Source organism: Streptomyces sp. NPDC055025, assembly GCF_053608565.1.
The window spans coordinates 1-18,675 of sequence record NZ_JBSGVS010000078.1; the positions used below are offsets into that span (position 1 = coordinate 1).

General features: G+C 71.5%; 14 protein-coding genes. 6 read left to right on the forward strand and 8 right to left on the reverse strand.

Annotation, left to right across the window (positions count from 1 at the left end):
- Positions 1–75: 75 nt before the first annotated feature.
- The gene (locus tag ACWGDX_RS34160; RefSeq protein ID WP_453631969.1) at positions 76–1,677 is read right to left on the reverse strand and encodes a protein kinase domain-containing protein; all 1,602 of its coding nucleotides are present in this window, start codon (positions 1,675–1,677) and stop codon (positions 76–78) included.
- Positions 1,678–2,063: 386 nt separating this feature from the next.
- Here ACWGDX_RS34160 and ACWGDX_RS34165 point away from each other — a divergent pair, with 386 nt between their 5' ends.
- The 6 genes from ACWGDX_RS34165 (at position 2,064) to ACWGDX_RS34190 (ending at position 10,063) form a co-directional block, all read left to right on the forward strand.
- Entirely contained in the window at positions 2,064–3,779 is a 1,716-nt protein-coding gene (locus ACWGDX_RS34165; RefSeq protein WP_453631971.1) for a protein kinase domain-containing protein, read from the forward strand.
- Positions 3,780–3,975: 196 nt separating this feature from the next.
- Positions 3,976–4,707 (forward strand): hypothetical protein, encoded by a 732-nt coding sequence (locus tag ACWGDX_RS34170; protein WP_453631973.1) that lies wholly within the window; start codon positions 3,976–3,978, stop codon positions 4,705–4,707.
- A 129-nt stretch (positions 4,708–4,836) separates the two neighbouring features.
- The gene (locus ACWGDX_RS34175; protein WP_453631975.1) at positions 4,837–5,562 is read left to right on the forward strand and encodes a PadR family transcriptional regulator; all 726 of its coding nucleotides are present in this window, start codon (positions 4,837–4,839) and stop codon (positions 5,560–5,562) included.
- Between the two features lie 237 nt (positions 5,563–5,799).
- Positions 5,800–6,549, forward strand: a complete 750-nt coding sequence (locus tag ACWGDX_RS34180) for an ABC transporter ATP-binding protein (protein ID WP_363079011.1) — start codon at positions 5,800–5,802, stop codon at positions 6,547–6,549.
- Positions 6,546–9,392, forward strand: a complete 2,847-nt coding sequence (locus ACWGDX_RS34185) for an FtsX-like permease family protein (RefSeq protein WP_453631977.1) — start codon at positions 6,546–6,548, stop codon at positions 9,390–9,392. The genes ACWGDX_RS34180 and ACWGDX_RS34185 overlap by 4 nt, the downstream gene beginning before the upstream one ends.
- Before the next feature lie 119 nt (positions 9,393–9,511).
- Entirely contained in the window at positions 9,512–10,063 is a 552-nt protein-coding gene (locus ACWGDX_RS34190; RefSeq protein ID WP_453631979.1) for a bacterial proteasome activator family protein, read from the forward strand.
- Positions 10,064–10,192: 129 nt separating this feature from the next.
- Here the strand turns inward: ACWGDX_RS34190 and ACWGDX_RS34195 are convergent, their stop codons facing one another.
- The 7 genes from ACWGDX_RS34195 to pdhA all read right to left on the reverse strand — a co-directional run bounded on the left by ACWGDX_RS34195 (position 10,193) and on the right by pdhA (position 18,545).
- Entirely contained in the window at positions 10,193–11,182 is a 990-nt protein-coding gene (locus ACWGDX_RS34195; protein WP_453631981.1) for an NAD(P)H-quinone oxidoreductase, read from the reverse strand.
- Positions 11,183–11,278: 96 nt separating this feature from the next.
- Positions 11,279–12,364: a potassium channel family protein gene (locus tag ACWGDX_RS34200; RefSeq protein ID WP_453631983.1), complete on the reverse strand. Its 1,086-nt coding sequence runs from the start codon at positions 12,362–12,364 to the stop codon at positions 11,279–11,281.
- Positions 12,361–13,881, reverse strand: a complete 1,521-nt coding sequence (locus ACWGDX_RS34205) for a molybdopterin molybdotransferase MoeA (protein ID WP_453631985.1) — start codon at positions 13,879–13,881, stop codon at positions 12,361–12,363. The genes ACWGDX_RS34200 and ACWGDX_RS34205 overlap by 4 nt, the downstream gene beginning before the upstream one ends.
- Positions 13,878–14,753: an NTP transferase domain-containing protein gene (locus ACWGDX_RS34210; RefSeq protein ID WP_453631987.1), complete on the reverse strand. Its 876-nt coding sequence runs from the start codon at positions 14,751–14,753 to the stop codon at positions 13,878–13,880. The genes ACWGDX_RS34205 and ACWGDX_RS34210 overlap by 4 nt, the downstream gene beginning before the upstream one ends.
- Positions 14,754–14,872: 119 nt before the next feature.
- On the reverse strand, positions 14,873–16,384 hold the full coding sequence (locus ACWGDX_RS34215) for a dihydrolipoamide acetyltransferase family protein (protein WP_453631989.1): 1,512 nt from the start codon (positions 16,382–16,384) through the stop codon (positions 14,873–14,875).
- Positions 16,384–17,388, reverse strand: a complete 1,005-nt coding sequence (locus ACWGDX_RS34220; RefSeq protein ID WP_453631991.1) for an alpha-ketoacid dehydrogenase subunit beta — start codon at positions 17,386–17,388, stop codon at positions 16,384–16,386. The genes ACWGDX_RS34215 and ACWGDX_RS34220 overlap by 1 nt, the downstream gene beginning before the upstream one ends.
- Positions 17,385–18,545, reverse strand: coding sequence for a pyruvate dehydrogenase (acetyl-transferring) E1 component subunit alpha (gene pdhA / locus ACWGDX_RS34225; protein ID WP_453631993.1), 1,161 nt, complete (start codon positions 18,543–18,545; stop codon positions 17,385–17,387). The genes ACWGDX_RS34220 and pdhA overlap by 4 nt, the downstream gene beginning before the upstream one ends.
- Between the last annotated feature and the right edge of the window lie 130 nt (positions 18,546–18,675).

Consider the following 18,675-nt stretch of genomic DNA (forward strand, 5'->3'; position numbering starts at 1 on the left):
GGATCCCGGGGCGCCCCGGAAAAGTGATCAGCCGCTGCTGGTACCTCAGCTGACAGCGCCTCAGCCGCCGGTTCCTCAGCCGCCGGTGGTGGCCGCACCGCCGTTGTCGGCGCCGTTGACGACACCGCCCGGGGTCCCACCGCCGCCCGGCGTCCCGCCACCCGGCTCTCCGTCGCCGCCGTCCGGCGGCGGGGACTGGGGCGGATCGGTCGTCGGTTCGCCGGTCGTCCCGCCGTCGGTCGTACCGCCGCCACCGTCCGTCGTACCCGTGTCGCTGCTCGACGGGGTGTCCGTCGGCTCGTCGGACGGGGTCAGACTGGGCTTCGGCTTCTCGGGCGGCGGCCAGTTCGACCCATCGCCGCCACCCGACGAGTCGTCCGTCTCCTGGGTCTCGCTCGGCTCGTCCGACGGCGTGGGACCCTCGTCGCTCGGTGTCTCCTGGGTCGGGGTGGTCGTGGGCTTGTCCGACTTGACGCCATTGCCCGTGTCGCTCATGCCGTTGACGGCATAGGCCACCCCCGCCACGATCGCGATCACCGCGAGCGCGACGAAGAGCCACATCTTGCCCCGGCCGCCCCCGCCGTGGTGCCCGCCGTCATATCCGCCGTCATGCGGATTCATCGGCGGCAGGATCGGGCTCTGCGAGGTGTCGCCGTGCGGCGGGTGCCCCATCGCGGTCGTCGCGGCCATGCCCATCGCCGGGGTGCTGCCGCCGATGTGCGCGTCGAACGCGCCGGTGTTCCAGGTGCCCGTGTGGCTCCCCTGCTGCTGGAGCATCTGCAAGCCGTACTGGACCAGCCCGCGCATCTCCTCGGCGCTCTGGAACCGGTCGTCCGGTTCCTTCGCGAGCGAGCGCATCACCAGGCCGTCCAGCTCCGGCGGCGCCGCGTCCGAGACCTCGGAGGGCGGCACCGGGATGTCCTGGACATGCTGATAGACGACGGAGAGCGGGGTCTCACCGGTGAACGGGGGCCGCAGCGCGAGGAGTTCGTAGAGCAGGCAGCCCGTGGCGTACAGATCGCTGCGGTGGTCGACGGCCTTGCCGAGCGCCTGCTCGGGGGAGAGGTACTGCGGGGTGCCCATGACCATGCCGGTCTGGGTCATCGTCGACTGCGCGCCGTGCAGGGCGCGCGCGATGCCGAAGTCCATCACCTTCACCGCGCCGGCGTCGGTGATGATCACATTGGCGGGCTTGATGTCACGGTGCACGATGCCGTGCTGGTGCGAGTAGGCGAGCGCCTCCAGCACTCCGGAGACGATGATCAGCGCCTGCTGGGGCGGCGGGGCCTCGGCGCTGACCAGCAGATCGCGGATGGTGCGGCCCTCGACCAGCTCCATCACGATGTACGGCACGGTCTGTCCGTTGACCGTGTCCTCGCCGGAGTCGTACACCGCCACCACCGCGTGGTGGTTCAGCCCGGCGACCGACTGCGCCTCACGGGTGAACCGGGCCTTGGAGACCGGGTCCTCCGCGAGATCGGCGCGGAGCAGCTTGACGGCCACGGTGCGCCCGAGCCGTACGTCCTCCGCCGCGAACACCTCGGCCATGCCGCCGCGGCCGAGACGGTGGGTCATCCGGTAGCGGCCGTCGCCGACCAGCCCTCCGACCAGGCCGCCATCGCCCCAGGAGTCCGCGGCATCCGACACTCCGCCGCCTGCTTCGGGTTCGGGTGCCATCAGTCCTCGCCGTCGTTTCTGTCCGCTTCACGACCGCGTGCGCGGTCCGCGGTATGCCTGTGTTTCTCAGGGTGTTTCTCGGGGGTGGGTGTCTCAGGGGTGGCTATGCCACATCACGCTACAGCCTCCGTATGACACGCCGGTCCACGGTGGACCGGCCATGAAACCGGGCTACGCGATACCCACGCATATTCCATCCTTGTTCCACCCGTTTCCGGTAACGCTTCCGAGACGCTTGTTGTGCGTACGGTCACGGAACGGGCACCCGGCTTGACGTGTCTCCGCCCTCGGGCAGACTTGGCGCGTAATAACGGGATCACCGCGTGAGCACCATCGCGTCCACTTCTTGCGGACCGCGTCCGCGCGCCGGAGGGGGAAGCACAGTCATGAGCCAGCATGGCGCACGGGGCCGTCACGCGGGCGGTTCGGTCGCGGGCGGCCGTTACCAGCTTCGCGACCTGCTCGGCGAAGGCGGGATGGCGTCCGTCTACCTCGCGTACGACACGGCGCTCGACCGCCAGGTCGCCATCAAGACCCTCCACACGGAGCTGGGGCGCGAGCAGTCCTTCCGCGAGCGGTTCCGGCGCGAGGCCCAGGCCGTGGCCAAGCTGTCGCACACCAATGTCGTCTCCGTGTTCGACACGGGCGAGGACGAGCTGGCCGGCGCGCTGATGCCGTACATCGTCATGGAGTACGTCGAGGGGCATCCGCTCGGCTCCGTGCTCCAGCGGGACATCGCGCAGTACGGCGCGATGCCGGCCGACAAGGCGCTCAAGGTGACGGCCGATGTGCTGGCCGCGCTGGAGGCCAGCCATGAGATGGGCCTGGTGCACCGGGACATCAAGCCGGGCAATGTGATGATGACCAAGCGCGGCGTCGTCAAGGTGATGGACTTCGGTATCGCGCGCGCGATGCAGTCGGGGGTCACCTCGATGACGCAGACCGGCATGGTCGTCGGTACGCCGCAGTACCTCTCGCCCGAACAGGCGCTGGGGCGCGCCGTCGACGCCCGCTCCGATCTGTACTCGGTCGGCATCATGCTCTTCCAGCTCCTGACCGGGCGGCTGCCGTTCGACGCGGACTCGCCGCTGGCGATCGCGTACGCCCATGTGCAGGAGGAGCCGGTCGCTCCGTCCACCATCAACCGTTCGGTCACTCCGGCGATGGACGCGCTGGTCGCGCGGGCGCTGAAGAAGAACCCGAACGAGCGTTTCCCGAGCGCGTCGGCGATGGGCGACGAGTGCGCGCGTGTGCTGACCGCCGGTCAGTCGGGTGCTCCGGTGATCGTGGTGCCGGGCGCTCCGCAGCGCAGCGGCTCGGGCGTGGGCTCGGCGGTCTTCCCGCCGGTGGACCAGTCGGGCCAGGCGCCGCCACCGCCGCCGCAGGGCGTGCGGACGCCGTACAACAGCCAGGGGTCGTACGGGCCGCCGACACCCGCCCCGCCGCCGGCGCCGCAGGCGCCCGGTCCGGGCTACGGCTATCCGCAGTCGGTCCCGGCGTACCCGGCCCCCCGGCCGGGGCAGCCGATGGCGCAGACCCCGCCGCCGTACATGATGTCGTCCCAGCCCTCGACCGCGCCCGGTGGGCGCGGTGGCCACGGTGCGCACGGCGGCGGCCACGGCAGTGGTCACGGCGGCGGCCATGGCAGTGGCAGTGATGGCAGACGGAACATGCCGGTCATCGTGGGTGCGATCGTGGTCGCGCTGCTGGCCATCGGCGGTCTGATAGCGGCACTTTCGCTCAACGGTGATGACACGGGCACGGGCGACGGTACGGGGAACACGGGCACCGGCGCCTCCACCCAGGAGGGGTACCGGGGCCCGGAGCGCAACCGCACCATCGACGTGTCGGAGTGCACGGACGCCTCGGAGGACGGACTGGATCCGTCAAAGGTGACGGCCCCCGATCTGCGGTACAAGGACATCCTCTCGGTGAAGGACTGCCTCCGTGAGGCGGGCTGGTCGTGGGCGCCGGTGAAGACGGACAACGACGGGTCCTGGGCCAAGGACATCGTGATCGACCAGTACCCGAGGCCGGGGGCCGCCGTGCCGCCCGACGGCCAGGAGTTCGAACTGACGATCTCCACGGGGTACGCGGGGTAGTCGCGGGCCGTGCGGGCCGGTTCGGGGGACCGGACCCACACAGGACCCGCACAGTCCGAAGGCCAAGGCCCGGTACGACATGCGTACCGGGCCTCGCTCGTATCGCGTTCGTTCGCTCCATCCGCTTCGCCCGCTTCGTTCCACCGCAGGAACGTTTCGAGATGCCGGATTTGTCATTACATGTGACGCTGAGTCGGTGACTCCTACGCTCCGCACCCCCTGCGCGATCGCGGTCGCGTCGCTGCTGATGGCCGCGCCCGGCGCGTACGCCGAGGAGTCCGCCCCGCCCGGGACAGGACCGACGGTCTCCGGCGAGTCGGCCGTCGCACTGGCCGGCCGTCCGGCCGGGGAGGGACGGCCGCGCCCCGGGAGACCACAGGAACCCGAGGCGGTGTCACCGGGCGACGGAAGCCCGCACACGGACGACGGCGACCCGGAGGCCGATCCCGGGGCCGAGTGGGAGTCGGACCCGGAGGCGGACGGGGAGGCGTACGGCGATCCGGAGACGGACGCGGACCCCGCCCCTTCCGCGCACCCCAGCCGTCCGCCCCGGACCCCCGCCTCACCGTCCGCCACCCACCCCCGCACCTCGCCGTCCGAACCCACGTCACCCTCCCACCTCGGAGAGAGCGAGGAAAACGAGGAGACCGAGCCGGGAGAGGGCGAGAAGGGTACGGACGGGACGGACGACGAGACCGACCCGAGGACGGACGGACACGCGGCGGACGAGCCGCTGGAGGAGTTCGTCCATCCGCCGGAGGACTCCGAGGCGCCCCGGCGCCGCCCGCCCGCGGCCGCCCGTGAACCCGCCGACCGGACCGTCACCGACCCCGCCGCGCGGACGGTTCCCGTGCTGACCCTGGGCACGGGAATCACTCTGATCGGCCTGGGACTGGGCTTTCTCGGACTGCGGCTCCGCCGCCGCTGAGCCCCTCTCCCGCCCCTCTCCCGCCCCCGCCTCCGCGTCCGCATCAGTCCGCATCATCCTTATGGCGTACTCACCTGGTCCGCCTCAGGTCGCTTGCGAGCTACGCCATACCCGGTATACATACTGAGTATGTCGATTCGCCACGGGCTTCTCGCCCTCCTGGAACGCGGCCCTCGCTACGGCTCTCAGCTCCGTACGGAGTTCGAGTCCCGCACGGGTGCCACCTGGCCGCTCAACGTCGGCCAGGTCTATACGACCCTGAGCCGTCTGGAGCGCGACGGCATGGTCACCCAGGACGGCGAGGACCGTGCGGGCCACGCGCTCCATGTGATCACCGACGCGGGCCGCGCGGAACTGAAGGCGTGGTTCCGTACCCCGGTCGACCGCACCAGCCCGCCCCGTGACGAGCTGGCGATCAAGCTCGCCATGGCGGTGGGGATGCCCGGGGTCGACATCCGGGAGGTCATCCAGTCGCAGCGCCGCCACACCATCCAGGCGATGCAGGACTACACCCGGCTCAAGGCCCAGGCCCTGGACGCCGTCCCGGCCGACCGGCACGAAGTGGCCTGGCTGCTCGTCCTGGAACAGCTCATCTTCCTGACCGAGGCCGAGGCCCGCTGGCTCGACCACTGTGAAGCCCGGCTGATCAGGCTCGCGCTGCTGCCGGAACCCGACAACCGGCCGTCGGACGGCCCCCCGGCCGACGTTTCGAACGGCCTCGCGGTCAGCCCCTCGGCCGACGTTTCGAACGGCCCAGCGGTCAGCCCCGCCAACGGCCCCGCGGGCAGTTCTACGGGCGGCCCTGACGGCGGCTCGCTCGATGTCGGCAGCCGGGTGATCACCGACAGGCAGTAGACCCGGCGGACGGACGCCCCGGCAGGCGCCGGCCCGACGGGGGGGACGACCTGACCGGAGGACGACCTGACCGGGGGACGACTCGGCCCCGGCCCGGCCCGCCGCCGTACCTCCCGCCACACCTCACTCTCCTCACCGTTCTCACCCGACCTCACCCTTCTCAGTCTTCTCAGCCTTCTCACCCGACCCACATACCCCACACACGTATGTGCACGTACCGCCCTAGGGGGATCCTTCATGCCCGAAAACGCACAACCGTCACAGCAGCCCGTGCTGCGACTCCAGGAGCTGACCCGCGTCCATGGCAGCGGCGCCACCGAGGTCCAGGCCCTGCGCGGTATCAACCTCGATGTGTTCCCCGGCGAACTGGTCGCCGTCATGGGCCCCTCGGGCTCCGGAAAATCCACGCTGCTGACCATCGCGGGCGGCCTGGACACCCCCAGCTCGGGCCGTGTCATCGTCGAGGGCACCGACATCACCACCGTCGGCCGTAAGCAGCTCGCGGCCCTGCGCCGCCGCAGCATCGGCTATGTCTTCCAGGACTACAACCTGATCCCCGCCCTCACCGCCGCCGAGAACATCTCGCTGCCCCGTGAGCTCGACGGCACCTCCGCGCGCAAGGCGCGCACCGAGGCCGTGGCCGCGCTGGCGGAGATGGGTCTTGAGCAGCTCGCCGACCGGTTCCCGGACGAGATGTCCGGCGGCCAGCAGCAGCGGGTGGCGATAGCCCGCGCGCTCGTCGGCGACCGGCGTCTTGTCCTCGCCGACGAGCCGACGGGCGCGCTGGACTCCGAGACGGGTGAGTCCGTGCTCGCCCTGCTGCGTACGCGCTGCGACGCCGGCGCCGCCGGGGTTCTGGTCACCCATGAACCGCGCTTCGCGGCCTGGGCGGACCGGGTGGTCTTCCTGCGGGACGGCTCGGTGGTCGACCAGACCCTCCGTAGCCAGGCGGACTCGCTGCTCACGGGCCAGGCGGCCGAACTGTGAAGACCTGGTACCACTCCTGGCGCGCGGCGCTGCGGATCGCCCGTCGCGACGCCTGGCGCTCCAAGGGACGCAGCTTTCTCGTCCTGTCCATGATCGCGCTCCCCATCCTCGGGGTGAGCGCCTTCGACCTGACCCTGCGCAGTGCCGAGCTGTCCACCCAGGAGCAGCTCGACCGCACGCTCGGCCAGGCCGATGCCCAGATCACCGACCCGGGGTTCGGCGGAGAGCCGCTCTACCAGAACCCCGAGGCCGACAGTTACACGCCGGTCGCCGACTACAGGGACAGGCCCTGGCCCGATGGCCCCGGCGATATCTCCAAGGCCGTTCCGGCGGGTGCCACGGTCCTTGAGGACACGACGGGAGTCGGAAAGCTCCGTACCACGCACGGACTGCTCCAGACCGAGATCCGCGAACTGAAGGCAGCCGACCCGATCGCCGACGGCATCATGCGCCTCAACGAGGGCCGCTTCCCCGAGCGGGCCGACGAGGTCGCGGCGACCAGTCACTTCCTGGAGGTCAGCGGGCTACGGGTGGGTTCGGAGCTCACCGCCCGTGGACTTGGCAACGTGTACCGGATCGTCGGTGCGTACGAACTTCCCGACTCGCTGGAGACCGACCAGGTCAACGCGCTCCCCGGGGCGTTTCTGGCCCCGCTCGACAAGGCGCTCCAGGCCGACGGGCTGATGGGGGCGAACCCGAGCACCACCCAACTCGTACGCTTTCCGGGTGGTTTCACGTGGAACATGGTGAAGGAAGCCAATACCCATGGCGTTCTGGTGACCTCCCGGGCCGTGGCCCTGAACCCGCCCGCCGACGCGGATGTGCCGCTGTACCAGCAGGACGAGCAGCAACGGTACGAGCAGAGCGCGGTCGCCGACGCCACGGAACTGGCCGCGATCGGCACCATCGTCGGACTCGCCATGCTGGAGATCTGTCTGCTGGCGGGCCCGGCCTTCGCGGTCGGTGCCCGGCGCTCACGCCGTCAGCTCGGTCTGGTCGGTGCCAACGGCGGTGACCGGCGCCATATCCGGGCCATCGTCCTCGGCGGCGGTCTGGTGATCGGTGTCGCCTCGGCCGTCATCGGTACGGCCCTCGGTCTGGGCCTCACCTATGTGCTGCGTCCCGTCCTTGAGGACTACCTGGGCCAGCGCTTCGGCGGCTTCGACATCCGGCCGCTGGAACTGCTCGGTATCGCGCTGCTCGCCGTGCTCACCGGTCTTCTCGCGGCGATCGTCCCGGCCGTCACCGCCTCCCGGCAGACCGTGCTGGCCTCGCTCACCGGCCGTCGCGGAGTGCGCGGAAGCAGCAGGGTCCTGCCGGTTCTCGGGCTGGTCGCGGTCGCGCTGGGAGCGGTGATCGCGCTGTACGGCTCGACGATGACCGACCAGTTCGCGATCGTCGCGGGCGGCAGCGCTCTCGCCGAGCTGGGCGTGGTCGCGCTGACGCCCGCCCTGGTCGGTCTGTTCGGCCGGCTCGGCCGCTGGCTCCCGCTCTCGCCGCGGCTGGCGCTGCGGGACGCCGTACGGAACAGGGGGCGCACGGCGCCCGCCGTGGCGGCGGTGCTGGCCGCGGTCGCGGGCACGGTGGCGGTCTCGACCTATTCCGCGAGCAGCGATGCCCAGATCCGGGCCGCGTACGAACCGCAGCTCCCCCCTGGCGCGATCTCGGTCATGGTCAATGAGGAGGGCGGCCGGGACGTTCCGGCCGTGCGCACGGCCGTCCAGAAGAACCTGCCCGTCGATCTACGGGCCGATGTGGACCGTATCTCCGTCGGAAAGCCGAGCTGCTCGATGTACGGCGGTGAGGACGGCTGCGGACGGTACGAACTGGTCGTCCCCAAGGCCCAGCAGTGTCCGCTCTGGTCCACGGGGCCGGACGATCCTTCGGAGAAGTTCAGCAAGGCCGAGCGGCGCAAGCTCGCCAAGGACTGGCGCTGCGAACAGGACACGGTCTACAGCGGTGTCGAGGCCGGAGTGCTGATCGGTGACTCCGCTCTGCTCAAGGTCCTCGGCATCAAGGATCCGGGGGCGGAGAAGGCGCTGGCGGACGGCCGGGTCGTCTCGTTCGACAAGCGGAACGTCAACGCGGCCGGGAAGATCGACATCCTGCTGATCACGGACACCGAGGCGGCGGAGACGGCCCGCCAGAAGGGCCTGCCGCTGCCCGGCGCCGTCAAGTCGATCCCCGCGCACCAGGTGAAGGGGGATCCGAACGCGTACGGCGTCGCGGTGATCATGACCCCGGCCACGGCGAAGGCCGCGGGAATCAGCACCGTCCCGCTCGGCGCGTACTACTCGTCCAGCGTCCTGCCGAACGACACCCAGAAGCAGAAGCTGGACGCCGAGCTGGCCAAGACCGGCAGCCAGGTGGATCTCCATATCGAGTCCGGGTTCACCAGCGAGAACAGCATCGTGCTGCTGGCGCTGACGGTCTTCGCCGGACTGGTCACCATCGGCGCGGCCGGTATCGCCACCGGTCTCGCCCAGGCGGACGCCGAGGCCGATCTCAAGACGCTCGCCGCGGTCGGAGCGCCGGCGCGGGTCCGCAGGACGCTCAGCGGATTCCAGTGCGCGGTGGTGGCGGCGATGGGGGTGCTGCTCGGCTCGGCCGCCGGGGTCCTCCCCGCGATCGGACTGCGGCTGACGGAGCGCCGCGGCGAGCTGAAGTGGTACCAGCAGTCGCTCGACGAGGGCTGGGGAGCCGTCGCGCAGCCCTACGTACCCGTCGTCATCCCCTGGGCGACGCTGGCCGCGCTGCTGATCGCCGTCCCGCTGGGTGCCGCGGTCCTGGCGGCGCTGGTCACCCGCTCGCACCGGACGCTGGGCCGCCGGGCCGCCACATAGCCGCGTGACCGCGTGACCGGGCGGCGCACCCGGTGAAATCCTGCCCCCGTACGAAGGTGGATGGTCTTCGTACGGGGGCACACCATGTGGTGACGCACATGTGCGAGACAATGGGCCGTATGGAGATGCCGAGTAACGAACGGTCGCAGCAGAGCCCCCATGTCCTCGTGGTGGGACAGGACGGAATGGCACTCGGCGGCGGCGGCGGTGGTGGCGGTGCCGACGAGGGGCGCGAGATTCCCGTGACGGAGATGGTCGAACAGCCGGCCAAGGTCATGCGCATCGGCAGCATGATCAAGCAGCTCCTGGAGGAGGTGCGGGCGGCTCCCCTGGACGAGGCGAGCCGGGTCAGGCTCAAGGAGATCCACGCCGGCTCCGTGAAGGAGCTGGAGGACGGGCTCGCCCCCGAACTGGTCGACGAGTTGGAGCGGCTCTCGCTCCCCTTCACGGATGACGCGATCCCCTCCGAGGCGGAGCTGCGTATCGCGCAGGCACAGTTGGTGGGCTGGCTGGAGGGTCTCTTCCACGGCATCCAGACGGCGCTGTTCGCCCAGCAGATGGCCGCCAGGGCTCAGCTCGAACAGATGCGGCGCGCGCTGCCGCCGGGCTCGGTCCAGGACGACGACGGCGAGCAGGGACACGGCGCGCTCCGCTCCGGTCCGTATCTGTAGACCCCGGCCGGTCCCCGGCCCTCACGGCCCGGTACACCGAAGGCGCACCGGGCCGGGGCGGGACGCGGCGACTGGGCCGAGCTCGCCGGGCCGGGGGTGACGAGGGCCCGCCGGCCCCGGGGGCAGCGGTCAGCCGGCGGTCGGCGCGAGCAGCAGCACCTTGCCGATATGGGTGCCGGAATCCAGTAGGCGGTGTGCCTCCGCCGCCTCCGGCATCGTCAGCGTCCGGTACACGATCGGACGGATGTCGCCGTTGGCGATGAGCGGCCAGACATGCTCCCGTACGGCCGCGACGATCGCCGCCTTCTCGGACTGGGGACGGGCACGCAGCGAGGTCGCCGTGATCGCACCGCGCTTGTGCAGCAGGGCGGCCAGATTGAGTTCGCCCTTCACTCCGCCCTGGAGACCGATCACCGCGAGCCGGCCGTTCACCGCCAGGGCCTTCACATTCCGGTCCAGATACTTCGCGCCGACGATATCGAGGATGACATCCGCGCCGGCGCCGTCCGTGGCCTTGCGGATCTCCGCGACGAAGTCCTGCTCGCGGTAGTCGATCAGGATGTCCGCGCCCAGTTCGGCGCAGCGCTCCAGCTTCTCGGGACCGCCCGCCGTGACCGCGACCCGTGCGCCCACCGCCTTGGCGAGCTGGATGGACATGGTGCCGATACCGCTCGCCCCGCCGTGCACCAGCAGCGTCTCGCCGGGCCGCAGATGCGAGATCATAAAGACGTTGGACCAGACGGTGCAGGTCACCTCGGGAAGCACCGCGGCCGTCGCCAGGTCCAGGCCCTCCGGTACGGGAAGAAGCTGGCCGACGGGTACGGCGACCTTCTCCGCGTACCCCCCGCCGGACAGAAGCGCACACACCTCGTCGCCGACGGCCCAGCCCGCGACCCCCGGGCCGAGCGCGCTGATCCGCCCCGCGCACTCCAGACCGGGGTAGGGGGAGGAGCCGGGCGGCGGATCGTAGAAGCCCTGCCGTTGCAGAAGATCGGCGCGGTTGACGGCGCTCGCCACGACCTCGACGAGGACCTCGCCCTCGCCGGGTACGGGATCGGGCACCTCGGCCCAGACAAGCGCCTCAGGACCACCGGGTTCCGGAATCGTGATCGCATACATGAGCGCGAGGCTACTCCCGCCCCGCCGCCCGGTCGGTCCTGAGACATAGGGGAACGACGATTCGCGGCCAAGGGCTGTCCCGTAGGCGAACTGACGCTACGACGGGTTGGAGTTGTCCTGTGCCGTGGGGCTCTGGGCCCGGACGATGGTGATCAGACGGTCCGTGAGCTGGAGCGGACTGGCGGCCGGATCGTCGTAGCCGAGCAGACGGTGGCCACGCAGCACGCTCACCACCAGGTCGTCCGTCTCCCTTACGCTCCGGCCCACTTCGGACTTTATGACGGGGCGTTCGATGAGATCGAGGCCACTGCCCTGCTGGATCAGATCCTCCATCACCGTGCCGGCGCTGGGGCTGAGCACGGAGAGCCCGAGCAGCCGGCCGGCGGCACTGGCGCTGGTGATGACGGCGTCGGCGCCGGACTGGCGCAGCAGCGGTGCGTTCTCCTCCTCCCGCACGGCGGCCACGATCTTCGCCCCGCGGTTGAGCTGGCGTGCCGTCAGCGCGACGAGCACCGCTGTGTCATCGCGCTGAGTGGCGATAACTATCTGGCGGGCGCGCTGGAGTTCGGCGCGCAACAGCACATCGCTGCGGGTCGCATCGCCGACGATCCCGACGAACCCTTCCGCGTTGGCCGCCTCGATCACCTTGTTCGACGGGTCGACGATGACGATCTGATCCTTCTTCAGCCCGGTGGCACAGAGCGTCTGGATCGCCGACCGCCCCTTGGTGCCATAGCCGACGATGATGGTGTGGTCACGCACGTTGGACCTCCAGCGGTTCAGCCGCCACTCTTCCCGGGTGCGCTCCGTGAGGACCTCAAGAGTGGTACCGACCAGGATGATGAGAAAGACCACGCGCAGCGGGGTCACCAGCAGCACATTCACCAGCCGCGCGCTGTCGCTGTACGGGACGATGTCACCGTAGCCCGTCGTGGAGAGCGTCACGGTCGCGTAGTAGACGGCATCCAGCAGATCGACCGATTCGTCGGAATTGTCGTGATAGCCCTGCCGGTCGACATAGACGATGAAGACCGTCAGAGCCAGCACGAACAGCGCCATCAGCAGCCGTCGGCTGACCTGGAGCAGCGGACGGGCGATCTTACGGCGCGGAAGCTTCACCCGGGCGGTGACCAGATGCTCGTCGGCCTGCCTGGCCATCGCATCATGACCGGGAAGTTTCACGTGAAACACCCTCCATCGGCGCCGGCCGTCCACGGCAGGTCCAGCACTTCCAGCTCCTGACCCGTTGGGGCGCCGCGCGGTGGTACGACCACGAGCCCATCAGCGGCGGCGATTCCGCGCAGCATGGCCGGACCGTTGAAGCGAAGCGGTACGAGCCCCTCGTCGCGGTGGACGACGGGCACCAGACGGGTGTCGTGCGGATGACCCTGCACCGGATCACGCAGCGGTGCGCGGTACGGAGTCCGGGGCGCCCGTCCCGCCAGCGACCGCAGCAGGGGTTCGGCGAGGGTCAGCAGCCCGGAGACCGCGGCGAGCGGATTACCGGGCAGGCCCACCAGATGGTGTCCCGATGCCAGCCGGGCCAGCAGCATGGGATGGCCGGGCCGTACGGCGACACCGTCGACCAGCAGCTCGGCGCCCGTCTTCCGGAGCACCGGATGGACATGATCGACCGGTCCTCCGGCCGTGCCGCCGGTGGTGATGACGAGATCGGCGTCGGAGCCGGTGATCGCCTGGCACAGCGCGTCGGCGTCATCGCCGATCCGGCGGGTGGCGAGAACCTCGGCGCCGAGAGAGCGGAGCCAGGGCGCGAGCATCGGGCCCAGGGCGTCGCGGATCAGTCCGTCGTGGGGCAGCCCCTCGCTGAGCAGTTCGTCGCCGAGGACCAGTATCTCGACCCGGGGCCGTGGAACGGTGAGCAGTTCGTCGTATCCGGCAGCCGCGGCCAGACCCAGTACGGCGGGGGTCACCAGAGAACCGGCGGGCAGCAGCCGGTCGCCGGAGCGGCACTCCTGGCCGCGTGGCCTGATGTCCTGGCCGGGGACCACCTCGCGCTCGGCATGGAGGTGACCGCCGCTGTCGATCCGGGCGTCTTCGCTGCGCACCACCGCGGTCGCCTCGGGCGGGATCCGGGCGCCGGTGGCGATCCGTACCGCCGCCCCGTCGGGGAGCGGCGCCGCCTCTCCCTGTCCGGCGAGAATGCCGTGGTCCCTGACAGGGCCGTCGGATGGGCTCCGCCCGGACGCGCCGTGCGCGCTCCGTACGGTCCAGGGCCCCGGTCCCGCCACCGCCCAGCCGTCCATCGCCGAGGTGTCGAAGGACGGCAGATCGGTGAGGGCGGTCAGCGGCTCGGCGAGTGCCCCGCCCAAGGCCTGGTCGAGCGGTACACGGTGGGCCGGGGCGGACGACGCCCCGCGCGCCGAGCGTCCTGACCGTACGGCGATCACGCGGGCCGCCTCCCACGGCTCGGCCCGGTGCCGGTCCGACGCGGCCCGGCCGCCGGGGGCGGCGGCGCGGGCCGGACCGGCCGCCGAGGCCGACGCCGATGCCGCACCCGGTGGCGAGGCCGGGGCTCCGGAAGCGGCGCCGTGCTCTCCCCGCTCCTGGTCCGTGCCCTCATTCCGGCCCGGTCCATGATCCGCGCCCCGGCCGTACGGCGCGGGCGGGTCCCCGGCGACCAGTGCCAGGGCTTCTTCGATTCCGTCGATCCCGTCGGCCTCGCGGTCCCGGGCGGTCATCCGGCGTCGGCCCCCTTGGCCTCCGGTCCGTCGCCGCCCTCCGCCTCCTCCGCCCAGCGCAGAGCGAGCGCCGCGGCCTTGCGCGCGGCCTCCGCGACGGCTTCGGGACCGTCTCCACCGGCTCTGGCCGCCGCATAGCCGACCAGGAAGGTCGTCAGCGGCGCGGCGGGCCGGGCGACGCCATGGGCGGCGTCGCGGGCGAGATCGAGCAGGACATGGATGTCCACGTCCAGCTCGATGCCGAGTTCGTCCTTGACTGCGGTGATCCATTCGTCCAGCACGTTTCCATGCTCCCTGATCCGGGCCCGAGCCGTGGAGATGTCTTCCCAGGTGTCGCAGTCGAAGGAGGCGAGGGGATCGCCGTCGACGCGGGCGAGTTCGAGTTCGTCCGGCAGCAGACGCAGCGGAAGCCCGCGGAGGCTGCCGTACTCGGTCGCGAGCAGGGCGAGTTCACGACGGAGCGGCTCCGCGCGATAGGCGGCGACCAGCGGCTGGTCACGGCCGTCGGCATCGGTGAGCAGAGCCGCCTCCCGGCCGCTGGTGTCCAGCGTCTCGACCAGTCTGCGCACGGTCGGTTTCCCGAGGAACGGCAGATCCGCGGAGAGTACGAGCACGGTGCCGGCCTCGACGCACCGCACCCCCGCGTCGAGCGCGGCCAGGGGGCCGCCGCCGGGCGGCTCCTCACGCGCCCAGCGCACCGGCCGCGCGGTGGGCCGTCTGCCGCCCACGACCACGGTCCGGGCGGCCTCGTCACACGCGGCCAGCACACGGTCGAGGAGCGCCCGGCCCCCGACCCGTACCCCTGGCTTGTCGGCCCCGCCGAGCCGCTTGGCGGCTCCTCCGGCGAGCACGATGGCGTCATAGGCGGTCATGGCAGAAGTATGAGCCGCGATCACCCGTTCGACGCTCATGGCCTCCGCACGAAGGCCGAAGTTCTCGGGGTTTTCGGCGCGTGCCGGTATCCGCCACCCGGAATGTCCCGCTAAAGGGTCTACAGGGTGCGCAGCAGCGTCGCCGGCCGCTCGACGCAGTCCGCCACATAGCGCAGGAAGCCGCCCGCCGTGCCGCCGTCGCAGACCCGGTGGTCGAAGGTGAGCGAGAGCTGCACCACCTGGCGTACGGCCAACTCCCCCTGGTGGACCCAGGGCTTGGGCACGATCCGGCCGACCCCGAGCATGGCGGCCTCGGGGTGGTTGAGGATCGGCGTGGAACCGTCGACGCCGAACACCCCGTAGTTGTTGAGCGTGAAGGTCCCGCCCGTCAGATCGCCCGGTGTCAGGGTGCCCGCCCGGCCCGCCTCCGTCAGCCGCGCGAACTCGGCGCTCAGCGATTCGGCGGAGCGCGTGTGCGCGTCCCGTACGACGGGGACGACCAGCCCGCGGTCGGTCTGCGCGGCGAAGCCGAGATGCACCGCGGGCAGGCGCACGATCTCCCGGGCTGCCATGTCCACGGTGGAGTTCAGCTCGGGATGACGGGCGAGGGCCGCCGTGCAGATCCGGCCCAGCAGCGCGAGCAGGGAGATCTTCGGGCCCCCGGCGGCGTTCATCGCCGTACGGGCCGCCATCAGCTCCGTGGCGTCCGCGTCGACCCAGCAGGTCGCGTCCGGGATCTCATGCCGGCTGCGGCTGAGCTTGTCCGCGACCGCGCCCCTCACTCCGCGCAGCGGCACCCGGACCGCTCCGTCCTGGGCGGAAACCGGCGACTGCCGGGAGGCCGCCACCGGAGCGGCCGTCGCGGACGACACCCGCGCCCGCTCCCGCGACTGCGACTGCGGCTGGGGCTGGGGCTGGAGCTCCGGCAGGGTTCGCGGCGGTGCGACACCGTGCCGGATCGCCTGCTCGACATCGGACCGCAGGATCAGTCCGTCCCGTCCCGAGCCCGTCAGCGCCCGCAGATCGACGCCGTGCTCACGGGCCAGCCGCCGCACCAGCGGGGAGACGACCGGGACCGGTCCCGTCGCGCCATGGACCGGCCCGGCGGGGGCGGTCCGGGCGCCGCCGGGGGGACGGAGCGCGGCGGGCGCCGTGCTCCGGACCGGACGGACCCGGCGCCTGCGCGCCACCGGCGCTCCCGTGCCGTATCCGACCAGCACATTGCCCGACGCGTCACCGGACGACTGGCCCGTCGAGCCGGCCGAACCCGCCGCCCCGGGAGTGGCCGGCTGTGCGGCCGGGTCCACGGCGGGCGGTCCCACGACGGGCGCGGGCGGGGCGACCGGCCGTGTCCGGGCCGCCGGGTCCACATCACCCGGCTCCGACGCGCCCACCGCCACCGTCAGCAGCGGAGCCCCGACCGGCAGCTCCGTGCCCTCCTCGCCGTAGCGCGCCGTGACCACGCCCCCGTAGGGGCAGGGCACCTCGACCATCGCCTTGGCCGTCTCGACCTCGACCACCGGCTGGTCGATGGCGACGACATCCCCCACCGACACCAGCCAGCGGACGATCTCCGCCTCGGTCAGCCCTTCACCGAGGTCAGGCAGTTTGAATTCCAGTACCTGGGCCATCAGCTCTCCGTCTCCCACTGGAGCCGCGCGACCGCGTCCAGCACCCGGTCCACTCCCGGAAGATGGTGCCTCTCCAGCATCGGCGGCGGATACGGAATATCGAATCCCGCCACCCGCAGCACCGGCGCCTCCAGATGGTGGAAGCAACGCTCGGTGATCCGGGCGGCGATCTCCCCGCCGGGGCCGCCGAATCCGGTGGACTCGTGGACGACCACCGCCCGGCCCGTACGCCGTACGGATTCGGCCACCGTCTCGTCGTCGAACGGCACCAGGGAGCGCAGATCGACCACTTCCAGATCCCAGCCCTCGGCGCGGGCCGCCTCGGCCGCCTCCAGACACACCGGCAGGGACGGGCCGTAGGTGATGAGGGTGGCGCTGCTGCCCCGGCGTCTGACCACGGCCCGGCCGACCGGCTCGACCGCCGCCGGCTCGTCGGGCGACCACGCGGCCTTCGACCAGTAGAGCCGCTTCGGCTCCAGGAAGACGACCGGATCGTCGGAGGCGATCGCGGCCCGCAGCAGTCCGTAAGCGTCGTCCACCGTCGCGGGGGTGACGACATGGAGGCCGGGCGTCGCCATGTAATACGCCTCGGAGGAGTCGCTGTGGTGCTCGACCCCGCCGATCCCGCCGCCGTAGGGCACCCGCACGGTGATCGGCAGCGGCATGGCACCGCGCGTGCGGTTGCGCGTCTTCGCCACATGGCTGATCAGCTGCTCGAACGACGGATACGCGAAGGCGTCGAACTGCATCTCCACGACGGGCCGCAGTCCGTACATCGCCATCCCGACGGCCGTCCCCAGGATGCCCGCCTCGGCCAGCGGAGTGTCCGTACAGCGGTCGTCCCCGAACTCCGCGGCCAGCCCGTCGGTGATCCGGAAGACCCCGCCGAGCGTGCCGACGTCCTCCCCGAGCACATGGACGGACGGGTCCTCGGCCATCGCGTCGCGCAGCGCGCGCCGCAGGGCCTGCGCCATCGTGGCGGGCTTCACCGCGACCGTGGTCATCGCGTCTCACCCTGTCCTTCCTCGGCCGACGCCGCCAGCTCGGCACGGAGCTGGGCCGCCTGCTCGCGGAGCTGGGAGGTCTGGTCCGCGTAGACATGCGCGAAGAGATCCATCGGGTCGAGCACCGGCTCCGCGTTCATCCGGTCGCGCAGCCGCGCGGCCATCGCCTCCGCGGCCTCGGCGGCCTGCCGGACGCCGTCCTCGTCGAGGATCCCGCGCGCGGTCAGCTCGCGCTCCAGCAGACGGACCGGGTCATGCGCGCGCCAGGTCTCGACCTCGTCGTCGGCGCGGTAGCGGGTCGCGTCATCGGCGTTCGTATGAGCCTCGACACGGTAGGTCACGGCCTCCACCAGCGTCGGCCCCTCGCCCCTCCTGGCACGGGCCATGGCCTCGGCGAGCACCGTGTGCACCGCCAGCGCGTCATTCCCGTCCACCAGCCGGCCCGGCATTCCGTACCCGACGGCCTTGTGGGCGAGGGACGGCGCCGCGCTCTGCTTGGCGAGCGGCACGGAGATCGCAAAGCCGTTGTTCTGTACGAGGAAGACGACCGGCGCCCGCCATACGGCCGCGAAGTTCAGCGCCTCGTGGAAGTCGCCCTCACTGGTGCCGCCGTCGCCCACCAGGGCCAGCGCGACCAGATCGTCCCCCTTGAGCCGAGCGGCGTGCGCGAGGCCGACGGCATGCGGGAGCTGGGTGGCGAGCGGGGTGGACAGCGGCGCGACCCGGTGCTCGTACGGGTCGTAACCGGTGTGCCAGTCCCCCCGGAGCAGCGTCAGCACCTCGACCGGGTCGAGTCCGCGCGCCACGGCCGCGAGGGTGTCGCGGTAACTCGGAAAGAGCCAGTCCTGCTCGCGCAGCACGAGCGCGGCGGCGACCTCGCAGGCCTCCTGACCGGTGCTCGACGGATAGACCGCCAGCCTGCCCTGCTTGGTGAGGGCCGTGGCCTGGGTGTTGAACCTGCGGCCACGGACCAGCTCGGCGTAGAGCCGCAGCAGCAGTCCGGGATCGGCCCCGGCGACGGCGTCCGTGCCCAGCGCGCGATACGGCTCGGCGTCGGGAAGCAGGGGCGCGGGGTCGGTACGCGGCTGCCACGCCGGGGGCGGGGTGGGCCGGTGGGCCGCGGCAGGCAGCTCCTGGACCGTACTGCTCTTCTTCACGCGTGCACCTCCTCGTGAGAGCGGGCGGGCGACGGGGTGCCTGGTGTGGCACGCCTCACCTACCGATTGTTCGGTCGTTGAGGCATTTTGGCTACAGGCGGCTTCAGCCTGTGGACAAACGGTTCTCCAC

What these genes read in the sequence shown, in the direction of transcription:
- ACWGDX_RS34195 (WP_453631981.1), bottom strand. Translation starts at nt 11,182, where the DNA reads ATGTATGCGATCACGATTCCGGAACCCGGTGGTCCTGAGGCGCTTGTC.
- ACWGDX_RS34180 (WP_363079011.1), top strand. Translation starts at nt 5,800, where the DNA reads ATGCCCGAAAACGCACAACCGTCACAGCAGCCCGTGCTGCGACTCCAG.
- ACWGDX_RS34215 (WP_453631989.1), bottom strand. Translation starts at nt 16,384, where the DNA reads ATGGCCCAGGTACTGGAATTCAAACTGCCTGACCTCGGTGAAGGGCTG.
- ACWGDX_RS34220 (WP_453631991.1), bottom strand. Translation starts at nt 17,388, where the DNA reads ATGACCACGGTCGCGGTGAAGCCCGCCACGATGGCGCAGGCCCTGCGG.
- ACWGDX_RS34175 (WP_453631975.1), top strand. Translation starts at nt 4,837, where the DNA reads ATGTCGATTCGCCACGGGCTTCTCGCCCTCCTGGAACGCGGCCCTCGC.
- ACWGDX_RS34190 (WP_453631979.1), top strand. Translation starts at nt 9,512, where the DNA reads ATGGAGATGCCGAGTAACGAACGGTCGCAGCAGAGCCCCCATGTCCTC.
- ACWGDX_RS34210 (WP_453631987.1), bottom strand. Translation starts at nt 14,753, where the DNA reads ATGACCGCCTATGACGCCATCGTGCTCGCCGGAGGAGCCGCCAAGCGG.
- ACWGDX_RS34165 (WP_453631971.1), top strand. Translation starts at nt 2,064, where the DNA reads ATGAGCCAGCATGGCGCACGGGGCCGTCACGCGGGCGGTTCGGTCGCG.
- ACWGDX_RS34205 (WP_453631985.1), bottom strand. Translation starts at nt 13,881, where the DNA reads ATGACCGCCCGGGACCGCGAGGCCGACGGGATCGACGGAATCGAAGAA.
- ACWGDX_RS34160 (WP_453631969.1), bottom strand. Translation starts at nt 1,677, where the DNA reads ATGGCACCCGAACCCGAAGCAGGCGGCGGAGTGTCGGATGCCGCGGAC.